The organism is Marinomonas primoryensis (assembly GCF_013372285.1).
GTDB classification, from domain to species: domain Bacteria; phylum Pseudomonadota; class Gammaproteobacteria; order Pseudomonadales; family Marinomonadaceae; genus Marinomonas; species Marinomonas primoryensis.
This window is the reverse complement of the sequence record NZ_CP054301.1, coordinates 919,570-943,813: the sequence shown is the minus strand read 5'-3', so window position 1 is coordinate 943,813 and position 24,244 is coordinate 919,570. Positions and strand designations below refer to the sequence as shown.

At 42.4% G+C, this 24,244-nt stretch carries 27 protein-coding genes; 2 read left to right on the top strand and 25 right to left on the bottom strand.

All coding sequences use genetic code 11. From position 1 onward, the window contains the following. Positions 1-21: 21 nt before the first annotated feature. Genes MP3633_RS04350 through ccmA form a run of 3 tightly spaced genes read right to left on the bottom strand, consistent with a single transcriptional unit; the run spans position 22 to position 2,044 of the window. Positions 22-771: a heme ABC transporter permease gene (locus tag MP3633_RS04350; protein WP_176334616.1), complete on the bottom strand. Its 750-nt coding sequence runs from the start codon at positions 769-771 to the stop codon at positions 22-24. Continuing rightward, positions 771-1,433: a heme exporter protein CcmB gene (gene ccmB / locus MP3633_RS04345; protein ID WP_176334615.1), complete on the bottom strand. Its 663-nt coding sequence runs from the start codon at positions 1,431-1,433 to the stop codon at positions 771-773. Before ccmB ends, MP3633_RS04350 begins: the two co-directional genes overlap by 1 nt. Further along, positions 1,430-2,044, bottom strand: coding sequence for a cytochrome c biogenesis heme-transporting ATPase CcmA (gene ccmA / locus MP3633_RS04340; protein WP_176334614.1), 615 nt, complete (start codon positions 2,042-2,044; stop codon positions 1,430-1,432). The genes ccmB and ccmA overlap by 4 nt, the downstream gene beginning before the upstream one ends. 114 nt (positions 2,045-2,158) lie before the next feature. Between ccmA and fliK the strand changes: the two genes are divergently transcribed. Both fliK and MP3633_RS04330 read left to right on the top strand, forming a co-directional pair. Continuing rightward, positions 2,159-3,787 (top strand): flagellar hook-length control protein FliK, encoded by a 1,629-nt coding sequence (fliK, locus tag MP3633_RS04335; RefSeq protein ID WP_176334613.1) that lies wholly within the window; start codon positions 2,159-2,161, stop codon positions 3,785-3,787. Next, positions 3,787-4,035, top strand: a complete 249-nt coding sequence (locus tag MP3633_RS04330; RefSeq protein ID WP_176334612.1) for an EscU/YscU/HrcU family type III secretion system export apparatus switch protein — start codon at positions 3,787-3,789, stop codon at positions 4,033-4,035. Before fliK ends, MP3633_RS04330 begins: the two co-directional genes overlap by 1 nt. On the opposite strand, the gene MP3633_RS04325 is transcribed toward MP3633_RS04330, so the two are convergent. The 22 genes from MP3633_RS04325 to MP3633_RS04220 all read right to left on the bottom strand — a co-directional run bounded on the left by MP3633_RS04325 (position 4,026) and on the right by MP3633_RS04220 (position 24,202). Continuing rightward, complete coding sequence (locus MP3633_RS04325; protein ID WP_112140517.1) at positions 4,026-4,430, bottom strand: DUF2802 domain-containing protein; 405 nt, start codon at positions 4,428-4,430, stop codon at positions 4,026-4,028. The two genes, MP3633_RS04330 and MP3633_RS04325, sit on opposite strands and share 10 nt — an antisense overlap. Positions 4,431-4,452: 22 nt before the next feature. Next, positions 4,453-4,944 (bottom strand): chemotaxis protein CheW, encoded by a 492-nt coding sequence (locus MP3633_RS04320; RefSeq protein WP_112140519.1) that lies wholly within the window; start codon positions 4,942-4,944, stop codon positions 4,453-4,455. A 36-nt stretch (positions 4,945-4,980) separates the two neighbouring features. Further along, positions 4,981-5,781, bottom strand: a complete 801-nt coding sequence (locus tag MP3633_RS04315) for a chemotaxis protein CheW (protein WP_176334611.1) — start codon at positions 5,779-5,781, stop codon at positions 4,981-4,983. Between the two features lie 9 nt (positions 5,782-5,790). Continuing rightward, positions 5,791-6,564, bottom strand: coding sequence for a ParA family protein (locus tag MP3633_RS04310; protein ID WP_176334610.1), 774 nt, complete (start codon positions 6,562-6,564; stop codon positions 5,791-5,793). 69 nt (positions 6,565-6,633) lie between these two features. Continuing rightward, positions 6,634-7,449: a flagellar motor protein MotB gene (locus MP3633_RS04305; protein WP_176334609.1), complete on the bottom strand. Its 816-nt coding sequence runs from the start codon at positions 7,447-7,449 to the stop codon at positions 6,634-6,636. Beyond that, positions 7,442-8,179 (bottom strand): flagellar motor protein, encoded by a 738-nt coding sequence (locus MP3633_RS04300; RefSeq protein ID WP_176334608.1) that lies wholly within the window; start codon positions 8,177-8,179, stop codon positions 7,442-7,444. The genes MP3633_RS04305 and MP3633_RS04300 overlap by 8 nt, the downstream gene beginning before the upstream one ends. Beyond that, positions 8,179-9,243 carry a protein-glutamate methylesterase/protein-glutamine glutaminase gene (locus tag MP3633_RS04295; RefSeq protein ID WP_112140529.1) on the bottom strand — a complete coding sequence of 355 codons (1,065 nt, stop codon included), beginning with the start codon at positions 9,241-9,243 and terminating at the stop codon, positions 8,179-8,181. The genes MP3633_RS04300 and MP3633_RS04295 overlap by 1 nt, the downstream gene beginning before the upstream one ends. Positions 9,244-9,269: 26 nt before the next feature. Then, complete coding sequence (locus tag MP3633_RS04290) at positions 9,270-11,489, bottom strand: chemotaxis protein CheA (RefSeq protein ID WP_176334607.1); 2,220 nt, start codon at positions 11,487-11,489, stop codon at positions 9,270-9,272. A gap of 12 nt (positions 11,490-11,501) precedes the next feature. Next, positions 11,502-12,290: a protein phosphatase CheZ gene (locus MP3633_RS04285; protein ID WP_176334606.1), complete on the bottom strand. Its 789-nt coding sequence runs from the start codon at positions 12,288-12,290 to the stop codon at positions 11,502-11,504. Positions 12,291-12,299: 9 nt separating this feature from the next. Beyond that, positions 12,300-12,680, bottom strand: a complete 381-nt coding sequence (locus MP3633_RS04280; RefSeq protein WP_425324755.1) for a chemotaxis response regulator CheY — start codon at positions 12,678-12,680, stop codon at positions 12,300-12,302. A gap of 55 nt (positions 12,681-12,735) precedes the next feature. Beyond that, positions 12,736-13,473 carry an RNA polymerase sigma factor FliA gene (locus MP3633_RS04275; RefSeq protein WP_176334604.1) on the bottom strand — a complete coding sequence of 246 codons (738 nt, stop codon included), beginning with the start codon at positions 13,471-13,473 and terminating at the stop codon, positions 12,736-12,738. A gap of 97 nt (positions 13,474-13,570) precedes the next feature. Then, positions 13,571-14,833: a flagellar biosynthesis GTPase FlhF gene (gene flhF, locus MP3633_RS04270; RefSeq protein ID WP_244959940.1), complete on the bottom strand. Its 1,263-nt coding sequence runs from the start codon at positions 14,831-14,833 to the stop codon at positions 13,571-13,573. A 131-nt stretch (positions 14,834-14,964) separates the two neighbouring features. Continuing rightward, complete coding sequence (gene flhA / locus MP3633_RS04265; protein ID WP_280526401.1) at positions 14,965-17,085, bottom strand: flagellar biosynthesis protein FlhA; 2,121 nt, start codon at positions 17,083-17,085, stop codon at positions 14,965-14,967. A 37-nt stretch (positions 17,086-17,122) separates the two neighbouring features. Beyond that, positions 17,123-18,259 carry a flagellar biosynthesis protein FlhB gene (gene flhB / locus MP3633_RS04260; RefSeq protein ID WP_112140544.1) on the bottom strand — a complete coding sequence of 379 codons (1,137 nt, stop codon included), beginning with the start codon at positions 18,257-18,259 and terminating at the stop codon, positions 17,123-17,125. Continuing rightward, on the bottom strand, positions 18,252-19,034 hold the full coding sequence (fliR, locus tag MP3633_RS04255; RefSeq protein ID WP_112140546.1) for a flagellar biosynthetic protein FliR: 783 nt from the start codon (positions 19,032-19,034) through the stop codon (positions 18,252-18,254). The genes flhB and fliR overlap by 8 nt, the downstream gene beginning before the upstream one ends. Beyond that, on the bottom strand, positions 19,034-19,303 hold the full coding sequence (gene fliQ, locus MP3633_RS04250) for a flagellar biosynthesis protein FliQ (protein WP_112140548.1): 270 nt from the start codon (positions 19,301-19,303) through the stop codon (positions 19,034-19,036). The genes fliR and fliQ overlap by 1 nt, the downstream gene beginning before the upstream one ends. Positions 19,304-19,305: 2 nt before the next feature. Next, entirely contained in the window at positions 19,306-20,043 is a 738-nt protein-coding gene (fliP, locus tag MP3633_RS04245) for a flagellar type III secretion system pore protein FliP (protein ID WP_112140550.1), read from the bottom strand. Next, a complete protein-coding gene (gene fliO / locus MP3633_RS04240) occupies positions 20,040-20,462 on the bottom strand; it encodes a flagellar biosynthetic protein FliO (RefSeq protein WP_244959832.1) in 423 nt (140 codons plus the stop codon). Before fliO ends, fliP begins: the two co-directional genes overlap by 4 nt. 6 nt (positions 20,463-20,468) lie before the next feature. Continuing rightward, positions 20,469-20,930, bottom strand: a complete 462-nt coding sequence (gene fliN, locus MP3633_RS04235) for a flagellar motor switch protein FliN (protein WP_112140552.1) — start codon at positions 20,928-20,930, stop codon at positions 20,469-20,471. 1 nt (position 20,931) lies between these two features. Beyond that, the gene (gene fliM, locus MP3633_RS04230; protein WP_176334602.1) at positions 20,932-21,906 is read right to left on the bottom strand and encodes a flagellar motor switch protein FliM; all 975 of its coding nucleotides are present in this window, start codon (positions 21,904-21,906) and stop codon (positions 20,932-20,934) included. A gap of 4 nt (positions 21,907-21,910) precedes the next feature. Beyond that, entirely contained in the window at positions 21,911-22,417 is a 507-nt protein-coding gene (locus MP3633_RS04225) for a flagellar basal body-associated FliL family protein (RefSeq protein WP_112140557.1), read from the bottom strand. 117 nt (positions 22,418-22,534) lie between these two features. Further along, positions 22,535-24,202 carry a flagellar hook-length control protein FliK gene (locus tag MP3633_RS04220; RefSeq protein ID WP_176334601.1) on the bottom strand — a complete coding sequence of 556 codons (1,668 nt, stop codon included), beginning with the start codon at positions 24,200-24,202 and terminating at the stop codon, positions 22,535-22,537. Positions 24,203-24,244: the final 42 nt, after the last annotated feature.

Genomic DNA, 24,244 nt, shown 5'->3' with positions numbered 1-24,244 from the left:
GCTAAAAAATCGAAAAACGTATCAAAAGCCATTGTTGTACATTACCTCTTGCTTCACCCAACTAGATCGGTGTTCACGCTGCATTATCTCAGACTGCATTCGCCACAGAACCAAACTAGCCACAAAACAATAAAGCCCCACAACACAGATTAGCAACGGTATCCACATTACTGCCGGCATCGCCGGTTTTTCCATCAAAGTAAAGGTTGCACCCTGATGCAACGTATTCCACCACACCACCGAATACTTGATAATCGGCAAATTAATCAGTCCAACCACACTAACGACAGCCGTTGCTTTGTTGGCTAACACTACGTCATCTAAGGCATTTTGCAGTGCAATAATCCCCATATACAATAAAAACAGTACCAACACAGACGTCAACCTAGCGTCCCATATCCACCAAGTGCCCCAAGTAGGTTTCCCCCAAATAGCACCAGAAACCAAAGCAATAAGGGCCATCACCGCACCAATGGGCGCCATCGATTTAATAAAAATAGGGGCTATTTTCATTTGCCAAACAAGATAAACAAAGCCCGCAACGCCCAAGGCGAAATAACAAGACTGAGCCAGCATCGCCACAGGCACGTGAATATAAATAATACGGAAACTGTTACCTTGCTGATAATCAGCCGGGGCAAAAACAAGCCCCCAGACCAACCCAACAGCAAGACAAAGACAACCTAAACAAAATAACGGTAACGCCAACGGTTTAGACCAAAAATAAAAATATTTTGGCGAACCCAATTTATGAAACCACACCCAGCGCATCAGCTAACACTCGCTTTTATCGCAATCGCCGTCATAAAAGGCGAAAACACTAAAGACAACAAAGACATCGCCAGCAACATGGCCAACAGCCCTGAATAAGGCAAACCAACTTGAGCTGCTTGAACAGCTGAGGTTGCAAAAATAATGATGGGGAAATAAAACGGCAAGATCAACAACATCACCAACATGGCACTTTGTTTTAACGATGCGGTTAAAGCAGAGCCAATAATACCAATAAAAAATAAACAGGGGGTTCCCACAAGCAATGTCATGATCAACACCCAAAAGGCCCCACTTGGTAAAGACAGCATTTCGCTCAATAACGGCATTACCAGCAGTAACGGTATAACCACACTCACCCATAACGCGACGACTTTGAGTAACATCAACAATGGCAAAGACAAACCACTGACCACCAATTGCTCCAAGGAGCCATCAAGATAATCCTCTTTAAAGACTCCTTCTATTGCCATCAAAATAGCCAACACGGCCGCACACCAAATAATGCCACCTGATGCAGGAGACAAGAACTCAGGTGACGAATTTACACCAATGGGAAACAATGCCACCACCAAAATAAAAAACAACACCGCGTTAACCACGTCTTGTTTTCGACGCCACAACACTAAAAGTTCAGATTTCAAAAAAGAGGTATAAGTCATAGCGACAAAACAACATCACGAGAAGAAATAGAGCGCAAATTTTGATGTGTTGTTAGCACGACCAAACCACCTAAAGAGACATGCTGTCGAATATGATCTTCTAATATGACAATGCCTTTGTCATCCAAAGACGCAAAAGGTTCATCAAGCAGCCAAAGTGCTTTTTTGCTCAACCATAAACGAGCCAACGCCACGCGCCTAACTTGCCCTGCAGATAGAGTTTGCACTGGTGAATCGAGGAAAGACAGCAAACCTAAATGTGTTAACGTACACTCTAACTCGCTTGACAAGACAGTTGGACAATACCATCGAAGGTTCTCCTCAACGGTTAAAAGACGCTTCACACCGGCGAAATGGCCAATATAAAGCGTATTTTCCTGCAACAAACTGCGATCTTGTGTCACGTCTTTTCCCGAATAGTGTATTTTCCCTTCTAACGGGGTAATCACACCTGCTATCACTTTTAACAAAGAACTTTTACCCGCACCGTTCTCACCCAAGACCCGAAGCACGTCACCTGAATGAACCTCAAAAGAAAGCCCTTTACACAGGTCTCTTTCGTCACGTTCAATCCAAAGGTCTGATATTGTTAAAGAAACATAAGAGTGCAAAAGATTTATCCAGTCCGGCCGATATAAAGGTCAACATAACCATTATTTGGTAAAAACAAAGCTCGCTCATTATATGAGAATCTTTCTGAAATAACGAACCAATAGGCAGGCTATATGATCTCTGACATCCAATCTATGCTTAACCCATCATCAGGCAAGCAAAGTAATGTCAGCAGCAATGTCACATTAGGCAATGCAGGTACACTCGCGAAGCTGAGCAGCGAAATCAAACTCATAGAAAATTTAAGCTTAATCAAATTTCAAGGCAGTGAGACACTTAATTTTCAAGGTAAGCCTGTTCAACTGTTGCACGCTTCAAGTCTCCAGCAACCATTCACTTTGATCAACACCGGCACACCTATTAGCATTAACGACATAACCAATGCTCAATTAAATAAAACCAGTCAAACCCAAGCAAGCTTGACGGCGCCAACCGAAACATTTTCACGTCTGACACCTTCGTCGCGCCCAATGGAATCGAACCCACTATCTCCTCAAACAAAACCAATAGAAAATTTAATATTGGCATCCAGAGTCGTAAATTTAACCGTTGTTTCAACACCGACTTCCACAAATATACCCCCAAGCGCCCAGACCATTAACTCTCAGCCAAGTATCACTCAACAACCACTTAGTCACCCCAAAGAAAATACTCAAGTAACTAATTCGCCTCAAACTCAAACGGCAAATACTCAGGTCGTCAATACACCGCAAAACAACACACAAAAAACAGACACGCCACCAACAAACAATATACTGAGTAAGAGTCAGCTCGTCACCGTCACCGACGGTAAGACAGAGTTCCCTATTATTAGCCAGACAGCACTAAAAAAAGGCGATGTCATTCGAGTCCTTGTCGATGCAAATAACAATCTACAAGCGTTACCGCCAAAAGCCAATTTGAGCACGACAACGACGCCTCAACTAGATGCGTTAAAACAAAGCCTACCAAAGCAACTGTCATTCAATGATATGTCTCAACTCGTTAAGCAATTACAGACACTCAATGAAGCATCGCCCTCAACTCTGCCTCCAAAGACACAGCAAGCACTCAAACAACTGGTGCAAAGTTTACCTAATTTAGCCACATTAACCGCTTCACCAGAAACAATGAAACAAGCCATCCAATCCAGCGGTTTGTTTTCTGAATCACTACTATTAAATGACAATAAATTGCAGTTACCTGTCGACTTAAAGCTCAATCTAGAACGATTAAAAGACATACAAGAAAGTACTGGTGTATTGCGCCTCGGTAATGCTGCAGGCAACAATATTCCTACAGAACAGATAGCTAATGCCATTGAACGCATTACGACGAATCAGCTAAGACACATGACAGATCCGATTCAAATAGGCTCAGCTCATTATCCTTTGCACATAGAGCTTCCTATAAAAGACGGCCAAACTCATCATTTAACTCGAATAGAAATAAACCAAGATTCAAGCACAAAAGATGATCCGAAACGGGACAGGCGCTGGCTAGTAAAATTGAAGTTTGATTTCGAAGAAACGGGAAGGTTTGATGCGAGAGCAAGCATTCAAGCCAATAAAGTAGGCATTATCTTTGCGGCAGAGGACCCTGAAACAGTACAGAAATTACAAAGAAACTTACCCTCACTAAAACAACAATTAAAGGATAAAGACATTGAAGTTGAAAGGCTGGACACTTTTCAATCAAAGCTAGACAGAGAAGAAAAGAATGATTTAATCAAAACTCAATCTTTAATCGACGTGAGAACATAATGCAAAAAGCGATAGCGCTAAAGTACGATTACAACACGGCCCCAACCGTTACAGCCAAAGGCAGTGGCTTGCTTGCAGAAAAAATAATGGAAGTCGCAAGAGAAAACGATGTGGTATTGCACCAAAGTCCTGAGTTGGTTGAAATGCTCAGCACCTTGGAATTAGGAGAAGAAATCCCAGAATCTTTATACTTGGCAGTCGCTGAAATCATCGCTTTCGCACATAAGATCAAGAACCATCAGTGGTAATCTGAATTTTTTCGAGACTCTTGTTTTAATAGGCTAATCAGTTCTGCTTCTGCTCGGATGAGGCCGCATTTAGAAACCAGATCATCTATAGTAGCCCCCATCCCCAAAAGTTCCATAGCGCGATTGTATGACACACTACCTTCTTTTGACAAAATTTCAGATTGCTTCTCAACAGCAAGGTTTAGCTTTTTCTCAATAGCGACTAAGCGCCGCCCCATCCCGATTGAGCCTGAGGCAAGTACTTGAACTTGTTTTTTTTGATTCAACTCCGCTTCTGCGTGCTGACGCTTCGTTTGCTTTAGACTTTTTGATAGTCGAAAGGCCCATACGACAACAGCAATCAAGATCACAAATTGAAGCATCAGAAGAAGGTTAAATAACCATTGAGATTCCATCTAGTACAACTACCTTAGTTACTTACATTGATCCTACTTCAGACCAATCATCTTCTGATAACAGCTTATCAAGATCGACAAGAATCAATAAAATATCATTTTTATGACAAACCCCTTGGATAAACTTAGAGGATTCATCATTACCAACATTTGGTGATGCTTCAATTTCAGACTGGCGAAGATAAACCACTTCAGACACAGCATCGACCAGGATTCCAATAACATGACCTTCCACTTCCAAGATCATGATACGCGTCGCATCTGTGATTTCGCCCGAAGGTAAATCAAATCGCTGGCAGGTATCTATGACGGTAACAACCGTACCGCGCAAATGAATGATACCTAATACAAAATTAGGCGCACCAGGAACTGGCGCTATTTCAGAATAACGTAAAACCTCTTTTACTTGCATAACATTTACGCCATAAATTTCATTCTCTAAGCGAAAAGTTACCCACTGCAACATTGGATCTTCTGACTGTTTTGCAGTCTTTAACGCTATGCTAGTCGCCATTACACATCTCCAAAGATCAAAAAATGATCATCAAAATTATTTTAGTGTGTTCTTAAACCCATTTTTTGGGTCATCTAACAATTCTATAAACCCTTGTACGTCCAGTATGGCACACATATGATCAATTACTGTGCCAGCCAACCAAGGGCGTTTGCTTCTATCGCTTCGCCATTTTACTTGTGACGGCTCTAAAGTGATTGCCTCTGCAACATGCTCACATGCAACACACCAATCAGAACGATCCAGCTGAATAACAAATTTAAACTTTTCTTTTAACTCGCCATCATAATGATTAGGCATCACCCACAAAGCAGTATCGACAGTCCGAAGATTAAATTCCCCAACATTAGCCACCCCCATAAACCAATCCGGCTGACCAAAAATTGAGGTTAACTTGTCTTTTCCACTTTGAAAAATTCCGCCTAACTCAACCAATGGCACCGCCATTTTCAGACCGCCTACATGAAAAAGTAAGCATTCAAATCGGCCTGTCGCCCATGGCAAAGGATCTGTTTTAGAAATCTTTGTAACCGGCTCTGGCTCTGGCTCTGGCTGATCAATATTTGGTTCTTCTGCAATCGCTGGCAAGTCATCGGTGTGCGTAGAAATTGCATCTTCAAAATCTTTAAAGGACGCATCTAGAGAAGACAGTTCATCTTCGCTCAATATCGAATCAGATGTGACAACAACAGAATCAACTGACTCTGTATCACGAGCACCCTCTGCACCATCAACAGGCTTTTCTGTAGTCGCTTCTTGTAATAAGTCATCAAGATAACGTTGAACCGCCATTTGAGGTCCTATTAAAGCCTGCTCTTTATTCTTTGTATCTTTCATAAACTATTACTATCCCGCTGGGTTCAGCAAAGAATCCATCAGACTTGTGTAAGCTTTAACCCCTCGAGCATTCGGATCCAGTGCCGAAGGAGCGATACCTGCTGTACTAGCGTCTCTTAATTTTGTATCCACCGGTATTACAGAATGCCACACCAACTCTTCATAAGTATCTTTTAAACTGCGTAAGCTTTTATTGGATGCCTGAGTGCGTCGATCAAACAATGTAGGGACTATCAAAAATGGTACAGGGCGTTTTCTTGCACGATTTATCATAGTTAATGTTCGAACCATTCTCTCCAAACCTTTAATAGCCAAAAACTCTGTTTGTACGGGTATAATCAGCTGCTGACAAGCCGCCAAGGCATTAATCATCAATACGCCGAGCACCGGCGGACTGTCGATTAATACATAATCGTAATCATCCCATAAAATAGCCAGCGTTTTTGATATTACCAACCCCATGCCACCTTGAGCTTGAGCATGACGCTCCAAAGTAGCCAAGGCAGTAGATGCAGGCAACAAAGACAAATTTGGGTGACCTGTTTCTAAGATTAAAGAAGCAGGTAAATCTTTAGATATTTTCCCAGTCACTTGAAAAAGGTTATAAGCGCTTTTTTCTATCGAGTCTGGGTCAAAACGAAAATAACTGGTCAATGACCCATGAGGATCAAGATCAATCATTAATACCCGATTACCAGCATCAGCCAACAACCCCGCTAAGGAAACCACTGTGGTCGTTTTGCCAACGCCGCCTTTCTGATTCGCCACTGCCCAAATGTGCACTCTGAGTCCCCTGATATCCTATGCTGTTATTTTGCTTACGAATTCTTTGCAATCATATACAGTAACACGTTATTTAAACAAGTAATCATAGAGATTTTCAGCCTCACGCTTACTAATTCGCAATATTACCCGTCTATTTTGCTGGCGAGCATAGTCATTCGTATTTCTGACTTTTGGGTGCTCACTAGAAAATCCTAAGGGTGCAATCATTTTAGGATCAACCCCTCTATAAACCAACTCATCCACTACAGAAGAAGAGCGTAAGCTGGACAAATGCCAATTCGAAACCAAACGACTTGAGTTAACAGGTAAATCATCAGTATTACCCTCAACCAATATCACTGATGGGTGCACTTTAAGAATATTAGCGACTAGGATCAGCAGCGCTACCGCTTCATTTGTTAAATCGTACTCACCTTGACCAAATAATAAACCTGACTTTAACTCCAAACTTACCCAATTAGCCGACTCTGTAACCGATATCTGACCCGTTGCATGCAGTCCTGAAAATTGATTTTCTACAACTTGGCTTAATAAATCGTAAACAGCAGAGGAATTGCTTTCTTCAATCGTGGGGGGGGCGGCCGGAATAGGTTTTGTCTCAACCACTTCTATATCTTTCGGCTCACCAACAATAGGTTCGCCAATATTGATAGGCTTAATAGATTTTTGTACGGCATCGAAAACGCCATGAAGCGTTTCTTTCAAACGCTGCTCATCTCCAGCATTTTTCAACGACAAAGAATAGAGAGCAACAAAAAAGGCGAATAATAAAGTAATAAAATCAGCGTAAGACAATATCCAACGATCTCGACCCTGGGCACTTGAAGGTGGCAACCTAGTTACCACACGACGCCTTGATGACCGAGAAGGAGCATCACTCATAGGTATTAAGCTCTAACTCTAGCCTATAAGGGTGTTTACCAATGGCAATACCACAAATACCATCAATGAGTAATTGATGGTAAAGCAATTCCTTATCTACGTAGCCTGTTAATTTTTTACTAATTGGAAAGATGACCAAATTTGCAAAGCCCTGACCATAAAGGGTGGAAACAAAAGCAACGGCAATACCATGCCCCAACGCTTCTGGACTGTCTAAATTCGCCATCGCTTGGATTAGCCCAAGCACGGACCCCATAATCCCTAAAGTAGGGGCGTAGCCACCGATAGACTCTATAAAAGACACACTTTTCATTCGTTTATCATAAATCCGGACAGCGTCGTCATGTAGCCGATCAGCCAATAGATCTGGGTCTGTTCCATCAATGGCCATTTGCAACGCTCGGCTAGAAAAACGACTATTTAATGCTTCAATGTCAGATTCTAAAGCAAGTAGAGAAAGCCTTCTGGCCTTATGGGCAAGGTTATTTAATGTCGCCCGAGCAGAGTTGAAATCATAAATAGGAGGAAAGAGACTCCACTTGATCAAAACAAGAGCCCGTACCGCCTCTTGAATACTGCTTTGAATTAACGAGGCACCGATACTTCCAGCAATAACAATAATTGCAGAAGGTAAGTTAAGAAGAAGGATGACTTCACCTCCTCCTAACCAGTTTGCAAGAAATACTGAACTAAACGCAATTAAAAGGCCCGCTAAGGTAACAAAATCCACTAGTTGACCTCGCGTGCAATGCGTTCACCAATATGCTCTAAATCGATAATTTCATCCGCTAAATTTGCCTTTTCTATGGCCATCGGCATACCATAAATGACACAGGATTCTTCACTTTGAATCCAAACCCTTGAACCAGAACTCTTCAGCATCCGAGCACCTTCACGACCATCTACGCCCATTCCAGTCATCACAACAGACAAGACTTTACCAGGATAGCATTTCGATGCAGAACCAAATGTCACATCGACAGATGGCTTGTAATTAAGCCTCTCATCACCATCAAGTATACGGACACAACCACCGTTTCGAGGGTCAATCATCATTTGCTTTCCTCCTGGTGCGAGCAAAGCGACTCCAGCTTGCAGACGGTCTCCATCTTTAGCTTCTTTAACCGTAATCTGACAGATGTTGTTTAATCGCTCAGCAAAAGCCCCCGTAAAAGCAGCGGGCATATGCTGAACTATAACCAGAGGCGCCGCAAAGTCTTTAGGCAATTTACTCAATACGGCCTGAAGGGCCATAGGGCCACCAGTAGAGGTTCCGATAGCAATAAGACTAACTCGTTTTCTAGCACGAGGGATGATAACCCCACGCTCAGTCACAATTGGCTTAGGCGCTTCTCGTGGGGCAAGAGCTTCAACTGGCTTTCTGCTACCCGCTAAACGCGTTCTAGCAACCGCCAATACACGCTCAACCAATGCTCGCTTAACCACCGCTGAATCACGAGAGATATCCTCGAAATTCTTCGGCATAAAGTCAACAGCACCAGCCTCTAAAGCATCTAGTGTAACTTTCGCACCCTCATGGGTTAATGAAGAGAACATTAGCACTGGTGTCGGCTTAAGCTTCATTATATTAACTACAGCAGCGATACCATCCAATACAGGCATCTCATAATCCATAGTCACAACATCAGGAGATAAAGACTGAACTTTATCTATTGCTTCCCTTCCGTCGTTAGCAGTCCCAACTACCGTTAAGCGAGGATCTGCTTCGAAAATTTCAACAAGACGACGCCTAAAAAAACCAGAATCATCAACAACAAGTACCTTTACAGGCATATCACATCCCCTAAATGAAAAGCTTACTACCTTGATGCATAGCTTTTAAGCATACTAGGTACATCCAGAATCAATGCAATACGACCATCACCGGTAATTGTTGCACCAGCCACACCAGCGGTACCTTGCAACATTTTCCCTAATGGTTTTATAACCACTTCTTCCTGACCAACTAACTGATCAACAACAAAACCGACTTCATTCATACCCACTTGTACAACAACAACATGAGCTTCTGCTGGTAGATCGTCTTTATTACTCCCCTTAACCAACCAACTTTTCAGATGGAATATCGGCAAAGTTTTTCCACGAATAACAACAACTTGCTGCCCATCAACTATATTGGTTTTTTTCAAATTAAGATGAAAAATTTCATTAACGCTAACCAATGGAAATGCAAAAGCTTGATCTCCAAGCGTTACCATTAAAGTTGGCATGATGGCTAGAGTTAATGGCACTTTAATAATAAAGCGTGAACCTTGACCAAGAACCGATTTGATTTCTAGAGTACCATTTAATTGAGATATTTTGGTTTTCACCACATCCATCCCAACGCCACGTCCCGACACATCAGTAATTTCTACTTTTGTAGAAAAACCAGGTGCAAAAATCAGGTTAAATGCTTCTTCATCAGATAATCGATCTGCAGCATCAGCGTCCATCAACCCCTTATTAACAGCGATTCCACGAAGATGGTCAGCATCCATACCAGCACCATCGTCTTCGATGGACAACAATATATGATCACCTTCCTGCTCCGCAGATAAAATTACAGTCCCTACGCGAGGTTTACCATTAGCTTCTCGAGCATCTGGGCCTTCCACACCATGGTCAACTGAGTTTCGCACCAAATGCACTAGTGGGTCAGCTAACGCCTCAACTAAATTTTTATCCAAATCCGTATCTTCACCACGAAGAACAAGATTAACCTCTTTCTTCATACTACGAGCGAGATCTCGAACGACACGCGGGAAGCGCCCAAATACTTTCTTAATGGGCTGCATGCGCGTTTTCATTACTGCGTTCTGCAAATCCCCGGTGACAACATCAAGGTTTGATACCGCTTTACCCATCGACTCATCTTCGCTTTGAAGACCTAGTCGAACAAGGCGATTTCGAACCAACACTAGCTCACCCACCATGTTCATTATATCGTCTAGGCGCTTAGTATCGACTCGGACCGTGGTTTCTTGAGTAACAGGCGCATTGGCCGTTTTTTCTTTGACTTGATCTGCCTCAGGTTCCGGCGCTTTAGCTGAAGGCTTCGGAATAGGTTTAGGCGCTGATTTGGGCTTAGCTGAAGCAACTTTCGGCTCAGGTTTAGACGCTGGTTTCTCAGTTTTCTTCGCCTCCCCTTTTTCCTGTAAAGTGTCTAGTAGAGATTCAAATTCATCTTCCGTAATCAAATTAGAATCTGCACCAGCAGGCGTAACGACTTTCGGTTCATCAACATTTTTTGCTGATTTATCTTCTGTTTTATTTGAAGTTGATCCTTCGCCATGAAGCTTATCAAGTAACTCTTCAAATTCATCTTCTGTAATTTCATCAGAGGAAACCGCGCTTGGTGAAGAATTGTCTGCTGGCTCATCATTTATTCCAGGCGCACTGCTACCATGAAGTTGATTGAGCAATGCATCAAACTCATCCTCTGTAATTTCGTCATCCGTTTTTGGAGCTGCGCTGCTTTTAGGTGATGCATCATCAGATGATGTATCTCCCAGAGCATCTAATAAAGATTCGAATTCATCGTCAGAAATATCAACAGGTTCATCAGTATCCCCCCCAACCGAATCATCACCTTGATCTTCAGCAACAACGCCCTCTGGCTCACTTTCACCTGCAAGTTCCTCCGCAGTAGGAGGTGTTGCATAAGCACTAAGTGCCGAAATCAACTCTGGCGAAGCACGTTCTGGCTCACCGCCAGCCCGCACGGCGTCGAACATTTCATTTACAGCATCAAGAGCCTGTAAAACAATATCCATTAAATCAGAATCTATTTTACGCTGGCCATTTCTTAAAATATCAAAAACGTTTTCAGCATAATGGCAGCAATCAACCAAAGCAGTTAACTGCAAAAAACCCGCACCGCCTTTGACGGTATGAAAACCACGAAAAATCGCATTAAGCAGTGGTTTATCATCTGGGTTTTGCTCTAAATCTACTAATTGCTCGGAAAGCTGTTCAAGAATTTCACCAGCTTCTACCAAAAAATCCTGTAGAATCTCTTCATCGACTTCGAAACTCATCCTCAGCCCCTTCTAGAAACCAAGACTTGATAGCAAGTCGTCTACTTCGTCTTGACTATTCAGTACTTCAGGCTTGTTTTGTTTATTGATAGCTGGACCGTGTCCACGAGTATCATCGTGTTCAGATTCCTTCTCTTGATGTTCAATTCCAGAGATACTATCAACGCGTCCAGCAACAGCAACGAGATGCACAAGTTTTTCTTCTACATCTCGAATTAAATCATTCACTCTAGCGATCACTTGACCTGTTAGGTCTTGATAACCCTGCTCTAGAAGAATTGTGTTGAGGTTTGAATGCAAAGTGGTGGCACAATCATCCGCATACGATAAAAAGACATCTATGCGCTTGTATAAGTCTCGAAACTCTTGTGGTGTTAAATCACGCTGTATTAAGCGACTCCAATCTTTTCGTAGTTCTCTAGCCTGACTCTGTAATTCACTGGCCACAGGAACGCTACTATCAACCATATCCATGGTTTTATTGGCTGCAGCACTGGTCGTCTCAATAACATAATTCAATCGATCTGAAGCATCGGTGATTTTTGTTGCAGAATCACGCCCGCCCTCACCAACAACCAAATCTATAGAATCAACTTGAAAATCACGAATAGCATCATGCAAACTCCGCGTCAAATGACCCACTTCGTTATAGAAGCTATTATGACGAGCCTCGCTTAATTCTTGGATTATTTTAATAGCAGCACCAAAATCACCCACTTCAAGGTGGTTTAACAGTTCTACAGCACCGTCTTTTACTAGACTTTCAAATTCCACTAATCCAGAGCCCAATACATTTGACATCTAAAGCCCCTATTTTGCAGCGTCTATTCGTTCGAATATTTTCTCAATTTTTTCTTTGAGAGCAACTGCGGTAAACGGCTTAACAACATAACCATTCACTCCTGCTTGAGCTGCAGAGATAATTTGATCACGTTTAGCTTCTGCGGTTACCATGAGAACAGGGATACTTTTCAATTTCTCATCAGCACGAACTGCACGAAGCAATTCAATACCTGTCATACCCGGCATGTTCCAGTCGATTACAAGAAAATCGATTGTTCCACCTTGAAGTATAGGTAACGCAGTCGTTCCATCATCCGCCTCAACCGTATTGGTAAACCCTAAATCCCGTAGTAAGTTTTTAATGATTCGTCTCATTGTCGAGAAATCATCAACAATCAGGATCTTCATGTTTTTATCCAATGCACCCTCCACACCCAAAAGGTAATATTTCAAAACTCATAATTTAATCTCGCCAATCACTTAATCGAGCTCGCAATCGCATAGCCGCTTGACTATGGATTTGACTGACTCTTGATTCACTGACACCTAAAACAGCGCCAATCTCTTTTAAATTTAACTCTTCGTTATAGTAAAGAGATAAAACCAATTTTTCTCTTTCAGGAAGAGTGTCAATCTCTTTTACTAATTGACTCTGAAAACCACCTTCTTCAACTAAAGAGTAAGGTGCATTTTCAAACTCTGAATCAATATATTCTAAATTAGTTGTATCAGAGTCTAGCATTTCTTCATAGCTAAATAACTGAGTAGACATAGAGGAATGAATCATTTCATGATACTCCCCCATACTAATACCCATGTGAGCAGCCACCTCCATATCGGAGGCCTCACGCCCTAATTTGGCCTCTAATTCTTTAATGGCATTAGTAACCGCCCTTCCATTTCGTCTAACAGAACGCGGTGCCCAGTCCGTTTTTCGCACCTCATCCATTATAGAGCCGCGAATACGAATACCTGCATAGGTTTCAAAGCTGGCACCTTTGGTGGACTCAAAGCGCTTATAGGCTTCAATCAATCCCATCATACCGGCCTGAGTCAAATCATCTATATCGACACTATCGGGCAATCGAGCCAATAGGTGATAGGCAATTTTTTTTACCAAATACCCATACTGCTCAACAATCGAATCAATCGAAAGCGCCGCTTTTTTAGAGTATGTATTGTATCCATTTTTGGTCTGCATAAAATATTCTAAGCAACCTTTACTATTTAAGTTAGTTGCGCTAATCAAACTGTACTACATAGTTCAGCGTAACGCTTTCAGAAATAACATATCTTTACTAACTACCATACTTTAATGACCCATAGAGCTGACTATAATGCTCCGCTGTATAAACAGCTCGACTAATTAAGTTATGCGCTCTAGCTGGCTCAATATCATCAGGTATACGCTGGCCATCTGCTATATATACGACAGGTAAGCCCTCTTCAATAACTACACTAATCGCCTCGCCAAGTGAAGCTGATTCATCCAGTTTACTCAAAACACAACCATCTAATTGAACTTGAGAGTAAATATCGACAACTGTTTTTAATACTTGCCTTTGACTTGTGCAAGGTAATACTAGCAACTTTTTAAGACTAGCCCTTGCTCGCTTCATCATCAGAAGCTGTCGCTCAAGATTAGAGTCTCTTGGATTCATTCCAGCAGTATCAACAAGAACTAAAGAGTAATGTGCGTATTTTGCTAATACTTCATTTAAATCCGAATACTCATTAACCACTTCGACAGGCACATTCAGAATACGACCAAAGGTTCTTAGTTGTTCATGTGCCGCAATACGATAACTGTCTGTTGTAATTAACACCACCCCTTCAGAACCATGCTTTAATACATGCTGAGCAGCGATCTTACCTATAGAGGTTGTTTTACCAACACCTGTTGGCCCCATAAACGCAATACAGCCTTTAAGCTCAGTAGAGCTTGAACGAACAGGGATATAATCAGCCAAATGCGCAAGAAGACGATTCCAGTCATCCTCCCGTCCTTTTAAATCGATATCATCTATCAACCTAGAAACGACAAACTCAGACAACCCCAATCCCTTTAATTTTTCACGGGCTCTCTGCTCAACTGCGCTTATCTTGGAATCGTTGCTACCTTCATTCTGACGCCGCTCCAACATAGCACGGACATTTTGAAGTTCTAATTCCATCTCACGCAATTGCTTGGCACTATCATTATTTCGTACAGATAGGGCCTCTTCCACCCGAGGGTCTTCTTTATCTTCAGCTAGTGGAGGCATATCAAACTGTGCTGTAGAAGACTTATTGAACTGTTCAGATTTAATACTGGAAGTATTAGTTTGAGGTGCTGTCTGCTGCTTTGCCCTCTCTATACGCTCTAAGTAATCCGAGCTAGGGTCTGCATACGGTTCAGAGCGAGGAGCTGACGAACGCTTAGAGGTCATGCTGGAAGGTAAAGATCCGTCATAATCCAAAGCGGCAACTATTTCGATCTCGCCTGTAGGCAGACGTTGATTTGACAAAATGACTGCATCAGGGCCCACAGCATCACGGACCTTCCGTATCGCTTGCCGCATGTCAGGTGCTCGAAACCGCCTAATTTGCATGAATAACTTAATCCTTCCAGTTTATTTTTCTTACAAATCCATAGCTTACCCGAAAGATTCCAATAAATATAGATACAATCTACTGCCTCGATAGGTAGATCTTATTGACCAATAACACCCACAACAGTAATACGTTTATGGTCTGGCACCTCTTGATAAGAAAGAACCGACATGTTGACCATACCATAACGCATAAAGCGCGCTAACATAGGCCGTATAGGCGCAGATACAATCAAAATAGGCGTATTTCCCATCGCCTCTTGCTGCTCCGCCGATTGACGAAGAGAAGCTTGTAATTGCTCCGCCATTTGCGGCTCTAAAATAAGCGCCTCCTCATTTTTAATACCAGACTGCTGACTTTGCTGAACCGTCTGCATGAGCATTTTTTCTAACTGAGGTTCAAGCGTCAAAACTGGTATTTCATCAACCCCATCCGCTAATGTTTGAATAATTAACCGCGATAAGGATGTGCGAACGGCTGCTGTCAATATCATAGGATCCTGAGTCTTAGGCTGCACACCCATTATTGATTCAGAAATGGTTCGCATATCCCTAAGAGGAACCCCTTCAATCAATAAATTCTGCAAGACCTTAAGAAGAACACTCAATGGCACAGTATTCGGCACTAACTCTTCAGCTAACTTAGGATTATATTGTTTTAATAAGCTTAACAACTGCTGAACCTCATCATGACCAATCAACTCATACGCATGCTTATGCATGATCTGATTAATATGAGTCGCCACGACCGTACTTACATCAACAACCGTATACCCAAAGGTTTGAGCCTGATCCCTTTTCTTAGGGTCAATCCACACTGCGTCCAAACCGAACGACGGATCTTTACCAGCAATCCCGTCAATAGTTCCAAACACCTGCCCAGGATCAATCGCTAAATCTTTATCGGGGTGAACCTCTGCTTCAGCCAAACTCACCCCCATAAGAGTGACCCTATATGCATTAGGCATTAAGTCCAAATTGTCTCGGATATGAACACTGGGCACTAAGAAACCTAAATCTTGAGATAACTTACGACGCACACCTTTTATCCGAGCTAATAGCTCACCACCTTGGGTTTTATCAACAAGCGGTATTAAACGATACCCCACTTCTAATCCAAGCATATCAACAGGAGCCACGTCATCCCAACTAAGGTCTTTTACTTCAGTCGGCGCAGCACTATCAGCAGACGCCTTGCTTTTACTACCTTTTTGCCCTTGGGCGGATTTTTGTTTCTTCCGGTATTCAAGATAATAAGCAAGCCCCCCCAAGCAAGCCGCCAGCGACAAGAAGGAGAAATGCGGCATACCAGGAACGATCCCCATAACCGTCATAACACCGGCTGCAACATACAAAGCTTTTGACGAACCGAACATTTGCCGAACGATTTGCGACCCCATGTCGCCAGTCTCATTAACCCGAGTAACCATGATCGCCGCTGCAGTCGACAACATAAGTGAAGGCAGCTGCGCAACCAAGCCGTCACCGATGGTTAATAATGAATACCGCTCAATTGCCTCTGAAAAAGAAAGGTCATGTTGCGCCATACCAATAGAAAGGCCGCCAATAATGTTAATGCCAAGTATTAATAATCCAGCAACCGCATCACCTTTTACAAACTTAGAAGCACCGTCCATGGAGCCATAAAATTCAGCCTCAGAAGCTATTTCAATACGGCGCTCTTTAGCCTGCTCAGCATCAATCATGCCAGCGTTTAAATCTGCATCAATAGCCATCTGCTTGCCTGGCATTGCATCCAAGGTAAATCGAGCACTCACCTCAGAAATACGACCAGCACCTTTTGTCACTACCGCGAAGTTGATAATCATCAAAATCGCGAAAACAACAAAACCAACAACGTAGTTGCCACCAATAACCACTTCGCCAAACGCTTGAATTACCTTACCCGCTGCGTCCCCACCCTCATGACCATTAAGCAAGACCACTCGCGTTGAAGCCACGTTAAGCGCAAGCCTCATTAATGTAGAAACAAGTAAAACAGTAGGAAAAACAGCAAAATCTAAAGGTCGCATTGAATAAATAGCGACCAACAACACGACAATGGCAAGGGCAATATTAAAAGTAAAAAGAACATCTAGCAAAAATGCAGGTATAGGTAAGATCATCATCGCCAAAAGCGACAACAACAAAATAGGAATACCTAGATTCCCACTAAAAATACCTTGAACCTGCCCTGCAAGCTGACCACGGTCAAAATTCACACAACATCCCTATGGAAGAAAAAAATACGACGCACAATTAACTACCATCCCACTGAAATTCATCAGGCACATCCAAATTGGGCATAACTTCAGGTCGTGGCGCACCAGTACGAGCATTACGTAACTGATACACATAAGCCAACAGCTGAGCCACTACTTTAAATAAGCCTTGAGGTATTTCATCACCAATCTCAGTATGATGATATACAGCCCTTGCTAATCCTGGCGATTGTATCACAGGGATATCATAGTGATTGCCAACTTCACGGATTTTCAACGCAATGAAGTCACCACCCTTCGCGAGCAAAACTGGCGCCACACCACCCGTTTGATCGTACTTTAACGCCACAGAGAAATGTGTCGGATTCGTAATAATGACATCTGCATTTGGCACATCTGACATCATTCGATTCATAGCCGCTTGTCGCTGCATTTGACGAATTCGTCCTCGTACCAAAGGATCACCTTCTTGTTGTTTAAATTCGTCTTTAACTTCCTGCTTCGTCATTTTAAGCTTTTCTTTATGAGACCAAACCTGAAAAGGCACATCAATAGCCGCAATTAGCGCCAAAGCAAGAGTCACAAAGATGAAGGACCAGACAACAATATCAACACCATGAGCAATAGCCAGCTGGATCGATTGGAACGTCAGCCCTAGCGTTTCTGGCAAAAAATAATTCAAAACTAATGTTGCAACAACGCCGACAAGCGTCACTTTTGCAATAGCCTTCAGAAGTTCAACCAAAGACTGGACTGAAAACATCCGCTTCAGGCCCGCTATAGGGCTCATTTTACTGAGTTTAGGTGTCAAGGGTTCCCAAGCAAAATTCAATCCCCCCAAAGCAATGCTACCAACAATACCCGCTACAGCCAGAACGGACATAAGCAACACCATAGAGTCCATGATCGTGACGATCGACACATAAAGATGAAAAACCATACGACTAAGGTCAAATATATCCGAACGTTCAACAACAAAGTTAAAGTTAAACAATACCGCCAAATCACGCGCCAATAAGGTTCCGGTACCATATAAAGTAGCGGCCGCAACTATCAACAACAACGCAGAACTAAGATCTTTAGATCGAGGTAAATTACCTTTATTACGAGCATCTTGAAGTTTCTTACTACTGGCACCTTCGGTTTTTTCACTACCGTCTTCATTCTCAGCCATTTAAATGAATCCCCCACGTAACGTCCATCCAGTTAATAATTTCCCCAAAGAATAACAAGTAGATATTCAAGAAATCATCCAACATAATCCAGAAAAAGAACAAAGAGAATAACATTATAATTGGAAAGCCAAGCGCAAACACATTTAACTGAGGAGACGCCTTAGCAACCACACCAAAAGATAAATTAATGACCAGCACAGCAATGGCCAAAGGCAATACGATAAGCAAAGCCTTCTCAAACATCCACCCACCCAACAACACCAATTGCCAATAGCGCTGACTAGCAAAACCACTACCAATAGGCCAATAGTTAAAACTTTCAGCCAAATACTCAATCATCACTAGATGACCGTTAGTCCCCAAAAAGGCCAACGCCACCATTGAAAGGTAATATTGACCAAGTGTTGCAACAGAAATCCCATTCGCAGGGTCATTAGACATGGCAAAACCTAGCCCTGCCACCATCGCAGCCAACTGCCCTGCAAGCGAAAATAGCTGAAATAATATAGTGATGACAAAACCAAGCACAAAACCAATAACCAACTGCTCGGCTATAAGAACAATATAGGCTGGAGAAACAGGGTCATAATTAGGGACATCAATAACAGGTGTAATAATAATGGCTACGAGGAAGGAGAAAGCAATGCGTAATCGCGGACTAACCAAACGACTACCAAACAAAGGCAGTGCCATAAAAAAAGCACCAATACGAAAAAAAGGCAAAAGAAAACTGATCGTCAGATTTAAAAATTGATCAGGATTAATTTCTAGCATTAGCCTATTATCATAGGAATATTAACAAATAAATTGATCGTAAAATCCATTAACTTCATTAAAATCCACGGCCCCAGCTGCATAATAACTAAAATAGTAACGATCAACCTAGGCAAAAAAGACAGTGTTTGTTCATTAATTTGTGTTGCAGCTTGAAACACACTAACAATTAAACCTACGATTAAACTTGGCACCATCACAACACCAACGATCAGAACAATTAAGTAAAACCCCTGCCCGTATAAGCTCAGTACCACTTGAGGATCCATAATTAAATCCCGAAACTCGCCGCTAATGTGCCCATAATCATAGACCAACCATCAACCATAACAAAAAGCATAATCTTAAAAGGCAGCGAAATAATAATTGGTGACAACATCATCATACCCATCGCCATCAAAACACTGGCCACAACCATATCGACAATTAAAAAAGGAATAAAGATCATAAAACCAATTTGAAAAGCCGTTTTCAGCTCACTCGTTACAAAAGCAGGCATTAGAATCGTAAAGGGAAGTGTTTCCATAGACTGAATCGTCCCCTCTCGACCAGCCAATTTAACAAAAAGAGCAATATCATCCTCTCTCGTTTGTGCCAACATAAAATCTCTGACAGGAACAGATGCCGCTTCAACAGCTTGAATCGAAGTCATTTCTTCTTTTAAGTATGGCTGTAGAGCAACTTCATTAACCCTATCTAAGGTTGGTGTCATAATGAATAAGGTCAAAAACAAAGCCATTCCTATCATTATCTGGTTAGAAGGTGTTTGCTGCAGCCCGATTGCTTGGCGCAAAATTGCTAACACGATAATAATTCGAGTAAAAGCTGTCATCATCATTAAAGCCGCTGGTAATAGTGTCAGTGCCGTCATGATAAAGAGAATTTGCAACGAAACCGTATAGTCTTGGCTACCGTCTGCATTTGTCACTACTTTGACTGCTGGTAAACCGACTTCCGCCCAAGAAATAGCAGGGCTAACCAACATTAGCAAAAGAACAAAGCGAATCACACAGTATCCCCATTGCTCTTATTATCACGGGAACTCTCTCGATCTACTTGCTCCATCATAGAGGCAAATGAATTGGCCTTAGTTGGAAAACTTCTCAAATGAGAAATAGAATGTGATGTCACACCAATTAACAGACGCTCACCCTCCACCTCAATAAGCATGAGCTTCTCTTTTGCACCCAAGGATTGAACATTGACAATATTAATATCCGACTGACCTAACTTCATTTGAGCAAACTGAAAACGTTTCATTAACCAAAGGCAAGCTGGAATAAAGGCAATAACAAAAATCAGAGAAAAAACCACCTTCCAAATAGAAGATGTCACAGACATTTCTTGCACGCCGACAGCCTGCAAATGGGGAACGGCCATGCAAAACATGGCCGTAATAGTATATTTATTTAAAAAAGAAAAAATCAATTGGCACTACTTCAGTCGTCTAATACGCTCACTAGGACTTACAACATCCGTTAAACGGATACCATACTTATCATTAACCACAACCACCTCACCGTGCGCTATCAATGTACCATTTACTAATACATCTAGCGGCTCTCCAGCAAAGCGATCGAGCTCAACAACAGAACCCTGCGTAAGCTGCATTAAGTTTCGGATTGCTATTTCCGTGTTGCCTAATTCCATAGAAAGAACAACCGGAATATCCATAATCAAATCAAGATCGGAACCAACGCCACCAGCAGGTACGGAAGGATTCGTAAGCGTCTCAAGCTTCACGGGCTCGACTTCTTGCTCCGTCATTGCTGCCGCCCATTCGTCTTCAAGTCCTTCGCCCTCTTCGGTTTCGCCAGCTTCAGTCATTGCTGCCGCCCACTCATCCGCTAAATCTTCGTCCATTCCTTCTGCATCGGGATTTTGCTCTTCTGCCATGTTATTTCGTCACCTTCGTCTTAAAACTTTCTTCCATCTGCACAGAGTAGTGCTCATTAGTCATGCCCAGTTTACCTTTAAAGGTTGGAACATTATTCGCTCTAACGGTAACGAACTCTGGCATTTCAATTGGGATAACATCACCCACTTTAAACTTTAACACTTCGCCCAAAGAAATCTTTCGATTCGCTACATTCACCGTTAAATTTACATCAATATCTTTTACATCTTGCTCAAGAGATTTACCCCAGCGATCATCTTTTTCATCAACATCACTCTGCACACCAGCATCAAGCAATTCACGTACAGGCTCAATCATAGAGTAAGGTAGAGTAATATGAAGCTCCCCGCCACCACCATCTAATTCAATATGAAAAGTAGACACGACGACAACCTCACTCGGGCTAACGATATTTGCCATAGCAGGGTTGACTTCTGAGCTAATATATTCTAAATCTAATTTTAATACTGGCGCCCAAGCCTCAGTCAAATCAACAAAGACTTGCTCCAACATCAGCTGAACAATCCGAATTTCAGTCGGCGTGAATTCTCGACCTTCAATTTTAGCATGACGCCCGTCACCACCAAAAAAATTATCAACCAGTTTAAAAACTAACTTTGCGTCCAGAATAAAGAGAGCTGTACTTCTTAACGGTCTAATTTTGACTAAATTTAAACTGGTTGGAACATAAAGCGTATGAACATACTCACCAAATTTCATCACCTGAAGACCACCGGAAGAAACATCTGCCGTCCGGCGAAGCATGTTAAATAAACTAATTCGCGTATACCGCGCGAATCGTTCGTTTATCATCTCCAAGGTGGGCATTCGCCCACGCACAATACGCTCTTGACTAGTGATGTCATAAGATGCCACACCATTGGCATCTCGGTTGTCTACTTCAGCAGGTTTTTCATCGGCACCATGCAGGAGCGCATCTATCTCGTCCTGCGATAACAGATCTTGAGCTGACATAAAATTACTGCATCACAAAGTTAGTAAATAGCACACCATCAATACCACCTTGACCAGTTTCCTGCTCAAGAATGCCATTAATTGCACCAAGAGCGGCTTTTTTAAGAGCCACCTTCCCTTCAGCTGTCTTTAATTCATCAAATGACTGACTTGAAAAAAGCAATACAAGACTATTTCGAATTAAAGGCATATGAAGTGTTACTGCATTAATTTGATCCATATTTTTAGATTTAACCGACATATTAAGCTGCACATAACGCTGCTTACCACCAACCATCAAATCAATCGTAAACGCAGGATCTAACGCCAAATAAACGGATGGTTCTTTAGCCAATGCGGCTTCTGCGGATTCCGCGGAATCACTGTCACTTCCACTAAACAAGAAAAAATAAGCCGCTGCACCACCGCCACCTAACAACACCAAAAGAAGAGCACCAATAATAATAAGCTTCTTCTTACTACCAGATTTTCCGTCTTCTGTACCGATATCCAAACCATCTTCTTCAGCCATACTATCAAACCTTTAGATACACAAAAACTTTCTACAGAGCGTTTATAACACGCTTACACACTATCGGCCTTCTATTCTACAAAGAATCAAACAGAGCACCATCAGTTTTTCGTAAGTTTAAGCATAGTAATCAACACCGGACGCAGAAACATACGATACGTTATTCGCAATTAACTCATCATCACTGTCTACAATGTCGTTTTGATTCGCCGTATTATTTTGATAATTGTCTCGATCTTGTGCATTAGAAGTATCTTGTTGCGAAACATCAACATCTGCTCGACTTAGGTCCATTCCTTGCTGAGCCAACATTTCTCTTAGCCGCCCCATTTGCCCTTCCAATAAATCCCGTGCCTGTGGTGTAGCGGCAACAAAGCTTACCTGAGTATTCGAGTCACTATCTACTGAAATTTTAACAGTCAAACTGCCTAATTCTGGTGGATCCAAGCGGATGTGCGCAGTATGACCACCATCGCGCGAAACCCAAGCCACCTTTTGGCTCATTTCACTCGCCCATCCAGGATGACTAGGCGGCAAGTTCATTGTCAGGTTAGTTTGAGCATTGGGGGCAGAATTATTGGAAATAACGGCAGCCATGCCGGCAGAGCGATTAACATTATTATGGAGAGAACTGCTTAAGCCACCACCAACATCACCCGTAGCGCCATCAATTTGAGCAGACATCCGACCAAGCATAACTTCTTGTTCTTTTTTACGTAACTCGATGGGCTCATTAATCAAAACGCTATCCTCTCCTAGCAAAGAGTCCGCAGTATCCATCTTCACTTCACTCGAGCCTGAGGCAACAAGAGCGCTCTCCGACAAAATTAAAGGCGGCACATCGGAACGACCATTTTTATTAATAGCCCCAGCAACCCCTGCAGCAACCGTTGTCACTTTAGCAGCATCAAGAACAACACCATCACCCGTAACTGCTGGCGCAGCTTTAACGCCTGATGATGCCATTTGAGACATAACCCAAGATAACTCCCCTTCACCTTTAGCGTCTAGCAACTCAACAGCCCCCGAATCAGACTCAGGAAGCATTTCAGACTTAGGCAATAAATCAACCTTACTTACATTATTAGATACATTCCGCTTTATCGCATCAAGCCCTACTACACCAGTACTGACAACAGAAGCCGTAGCGCCTAATGCCGTCTCTGGCACCTCGACACTATCAATAGGGCCACGCTTAAGCTCAGAAGAAGTCACGCCACCTGAAATAAATTCCTCTTGAGAAGAAGCAACGCCGTCTGGCATAAGCTTGCTCTGAGGTGCAGAGGTCGCGCTACTCAAAACTTGATTAACATCACCATCAGGGCTTGTAGGTATTGAAGGCTGAATGTCTGTGTTTTTTAGATCAGGAGTAACGGCAACGGATAAAAGGTCAGGGTCTTCTTCAACAAGTACAGCTGACACACCATTAGAAGGTGCTTTTCCGCCATCCTCCTGCAAGATCTTGCCGCTACTCTCTACCGAATCTGTCGCCGTAGCAACAACATTCGAGGCAGAATCAGACAGTCCATCCCCTTTAGCCTTATTATTAATCGGTACATCACCACTATCAGATGCTTTTACAGTAGAAGATGAAGAGGTCGACGAAGCAGTAGAAGCGGATGATTCATCAGTAGTCGATGTTTTACTGGGACTAAGAGCTTCTTTAGCCTTATTGAAATCATTTGCGAAAGCCTCTCCATTGGTAGAAGGTGTTTTCACTAAAGGTGATTTTTTAGGCGATATACCTGAAGATAAAGGCAATACTGTGTTTGAATCTGTGCGCATAATTTCCTCCAACGATAGAGAAGACTATGCAATAGCAAGGCC

Coding starts and splice junctions, on each gene's coding strand:
- MP3633_RS04280 (WP_425324755.1), bottom strand. CDS start 12,680: ATGAAGATCCTGATTGTTGATGATTTCTCGACAATGAGACGAATCATT.
- fliN (WP_112140552.1), bottom strand. CDS start 20,930: ATGGCAGAAGAGCAAAATCCCGATGCAGAAGGAATGGACGAAGATTTA.
- MP3633_RS04330 (WP_176334612.1), top strand. CDS start 3,787: ATGCAAAAAGCGATAGCGCTAAAGTACGATTACAACACGGCCCCAACC.
- MP3633_RS04225 (WP_112140557.1), bottom strand. CDS start 22,417: ATGGCTGAAGAAGATGGTTTGGATATCGGTACAGAAGACGGAAAATCT.
- MP3633_RS04305 (WP_176334609.1), bottom strand. CDS start 7,449: ATGAGTGATGCTCCTTCTCGGTCATCAAGGCGTCGTGTGGTAACTAGG.
- MP3633_RS04285 (WP_176334606.1), bottom strand. CDS start 12,290: ATGTCAAATGTATTGGGCTCTGGATTAGTGGAATTTGAAAGTCTAGTA.
- MP3633_RS04315 (WP_176334611.1), bottom strand. CDS start 5,781: ATGAAAGATACAAAGAATAAAGAGCAGGCTTTAATAGGACCTCAAATG.
- flhF (WP_244959940.1), bottom strand. CDS start 14,833: ATGCGGCAAGCGATACGGAAGGTCCGTGATGCTGTGGGCCCTGATGCA.
- MP3633_RS04295 (WP_112140529.1), bottom strand. CDS start 9,243: ATGCCTGTAAAGGTACTTGTTGTTGATGATTCTGGTTTTTTTAGGCGT.
- fliK (WP_176334613.1), top strand. CDS start 2,159: ATGATCTCTGACATCCAATCTATGCTTAACCCATCATCAGGCAAGCAA.
- MP3633_RS04350 (WP_176334616.1), bottom strand. CDS start 771: ATGCGCTGGGTGTGGTTTCATAAATTGGGTTCGCCAAAATATTTTTAT.
- ccmB (WP_176334615.1), bottom strand. CDS start 1,433: ATGACTTATACCTCTTTTTTGAAATCTGAACTTTTAGTGTTGTGGCGT.
- fliM (WP_176334602.1), bottom strand. CDS start 21,906: ATGTCAGCTCAAGATCTGTTATCGCAGGACGAGATAGATGCGCTCCTG.
- MP3633_RS04325 (WP_112140517.1), bottom strand. CDS start 4,430: ATGGAATCTCAATGGTTATTTAACCTTCTTCTGATGCTTCAATTTGTG.
- MP3633_RS04275 (WP_176334604.1), bottom strand. CDS start 13,473: ATGCAGACCAAAAATGGATACAATACATACTCTAAAAAAGCGGCGCTT.
- MP3633_RS04220 (WP_176334601.1), bottom strand. CDS start 24,202: ATGCGCACAGATTCAAACACAGTATTGCCTTTATCTTCAGGTATATCG.
- flhB (WP_112140544.1), bottom strand. CDS start 18,259: ATGGCTGAGAATGAAGACGGTAGTGAAAAAACCGAAGGTGCCAGTAGT.
- fliR (WP_112140546.1), bottom strand. CDS start 19,034: ATGCTAGAAATTAATCCTGATCAATTTTTAAATCTGACGATCAGTTTT.
- MP3633_RS04320 (WP_112140519.1), bottom strand. CDS start 4,944: ATGGCGACTAGCATAGCGTTAAAGACTGCAAAACAGTCAGAAGATCCA.
- MP3633_RS04290 (WP_176334607.1), bottom strand. CDS start 11,489: ATGAGTTTCGAAGTCGATGAAGAGATTCTACAGGATTTTTTGGTAGAA.
- fliQ (WP_112140548.1), bottom strand. CDS start 19,303: ATGGATCCTCAAGTGGTACTGAGCTTATACGGGCAGGGGTTTTACTTA.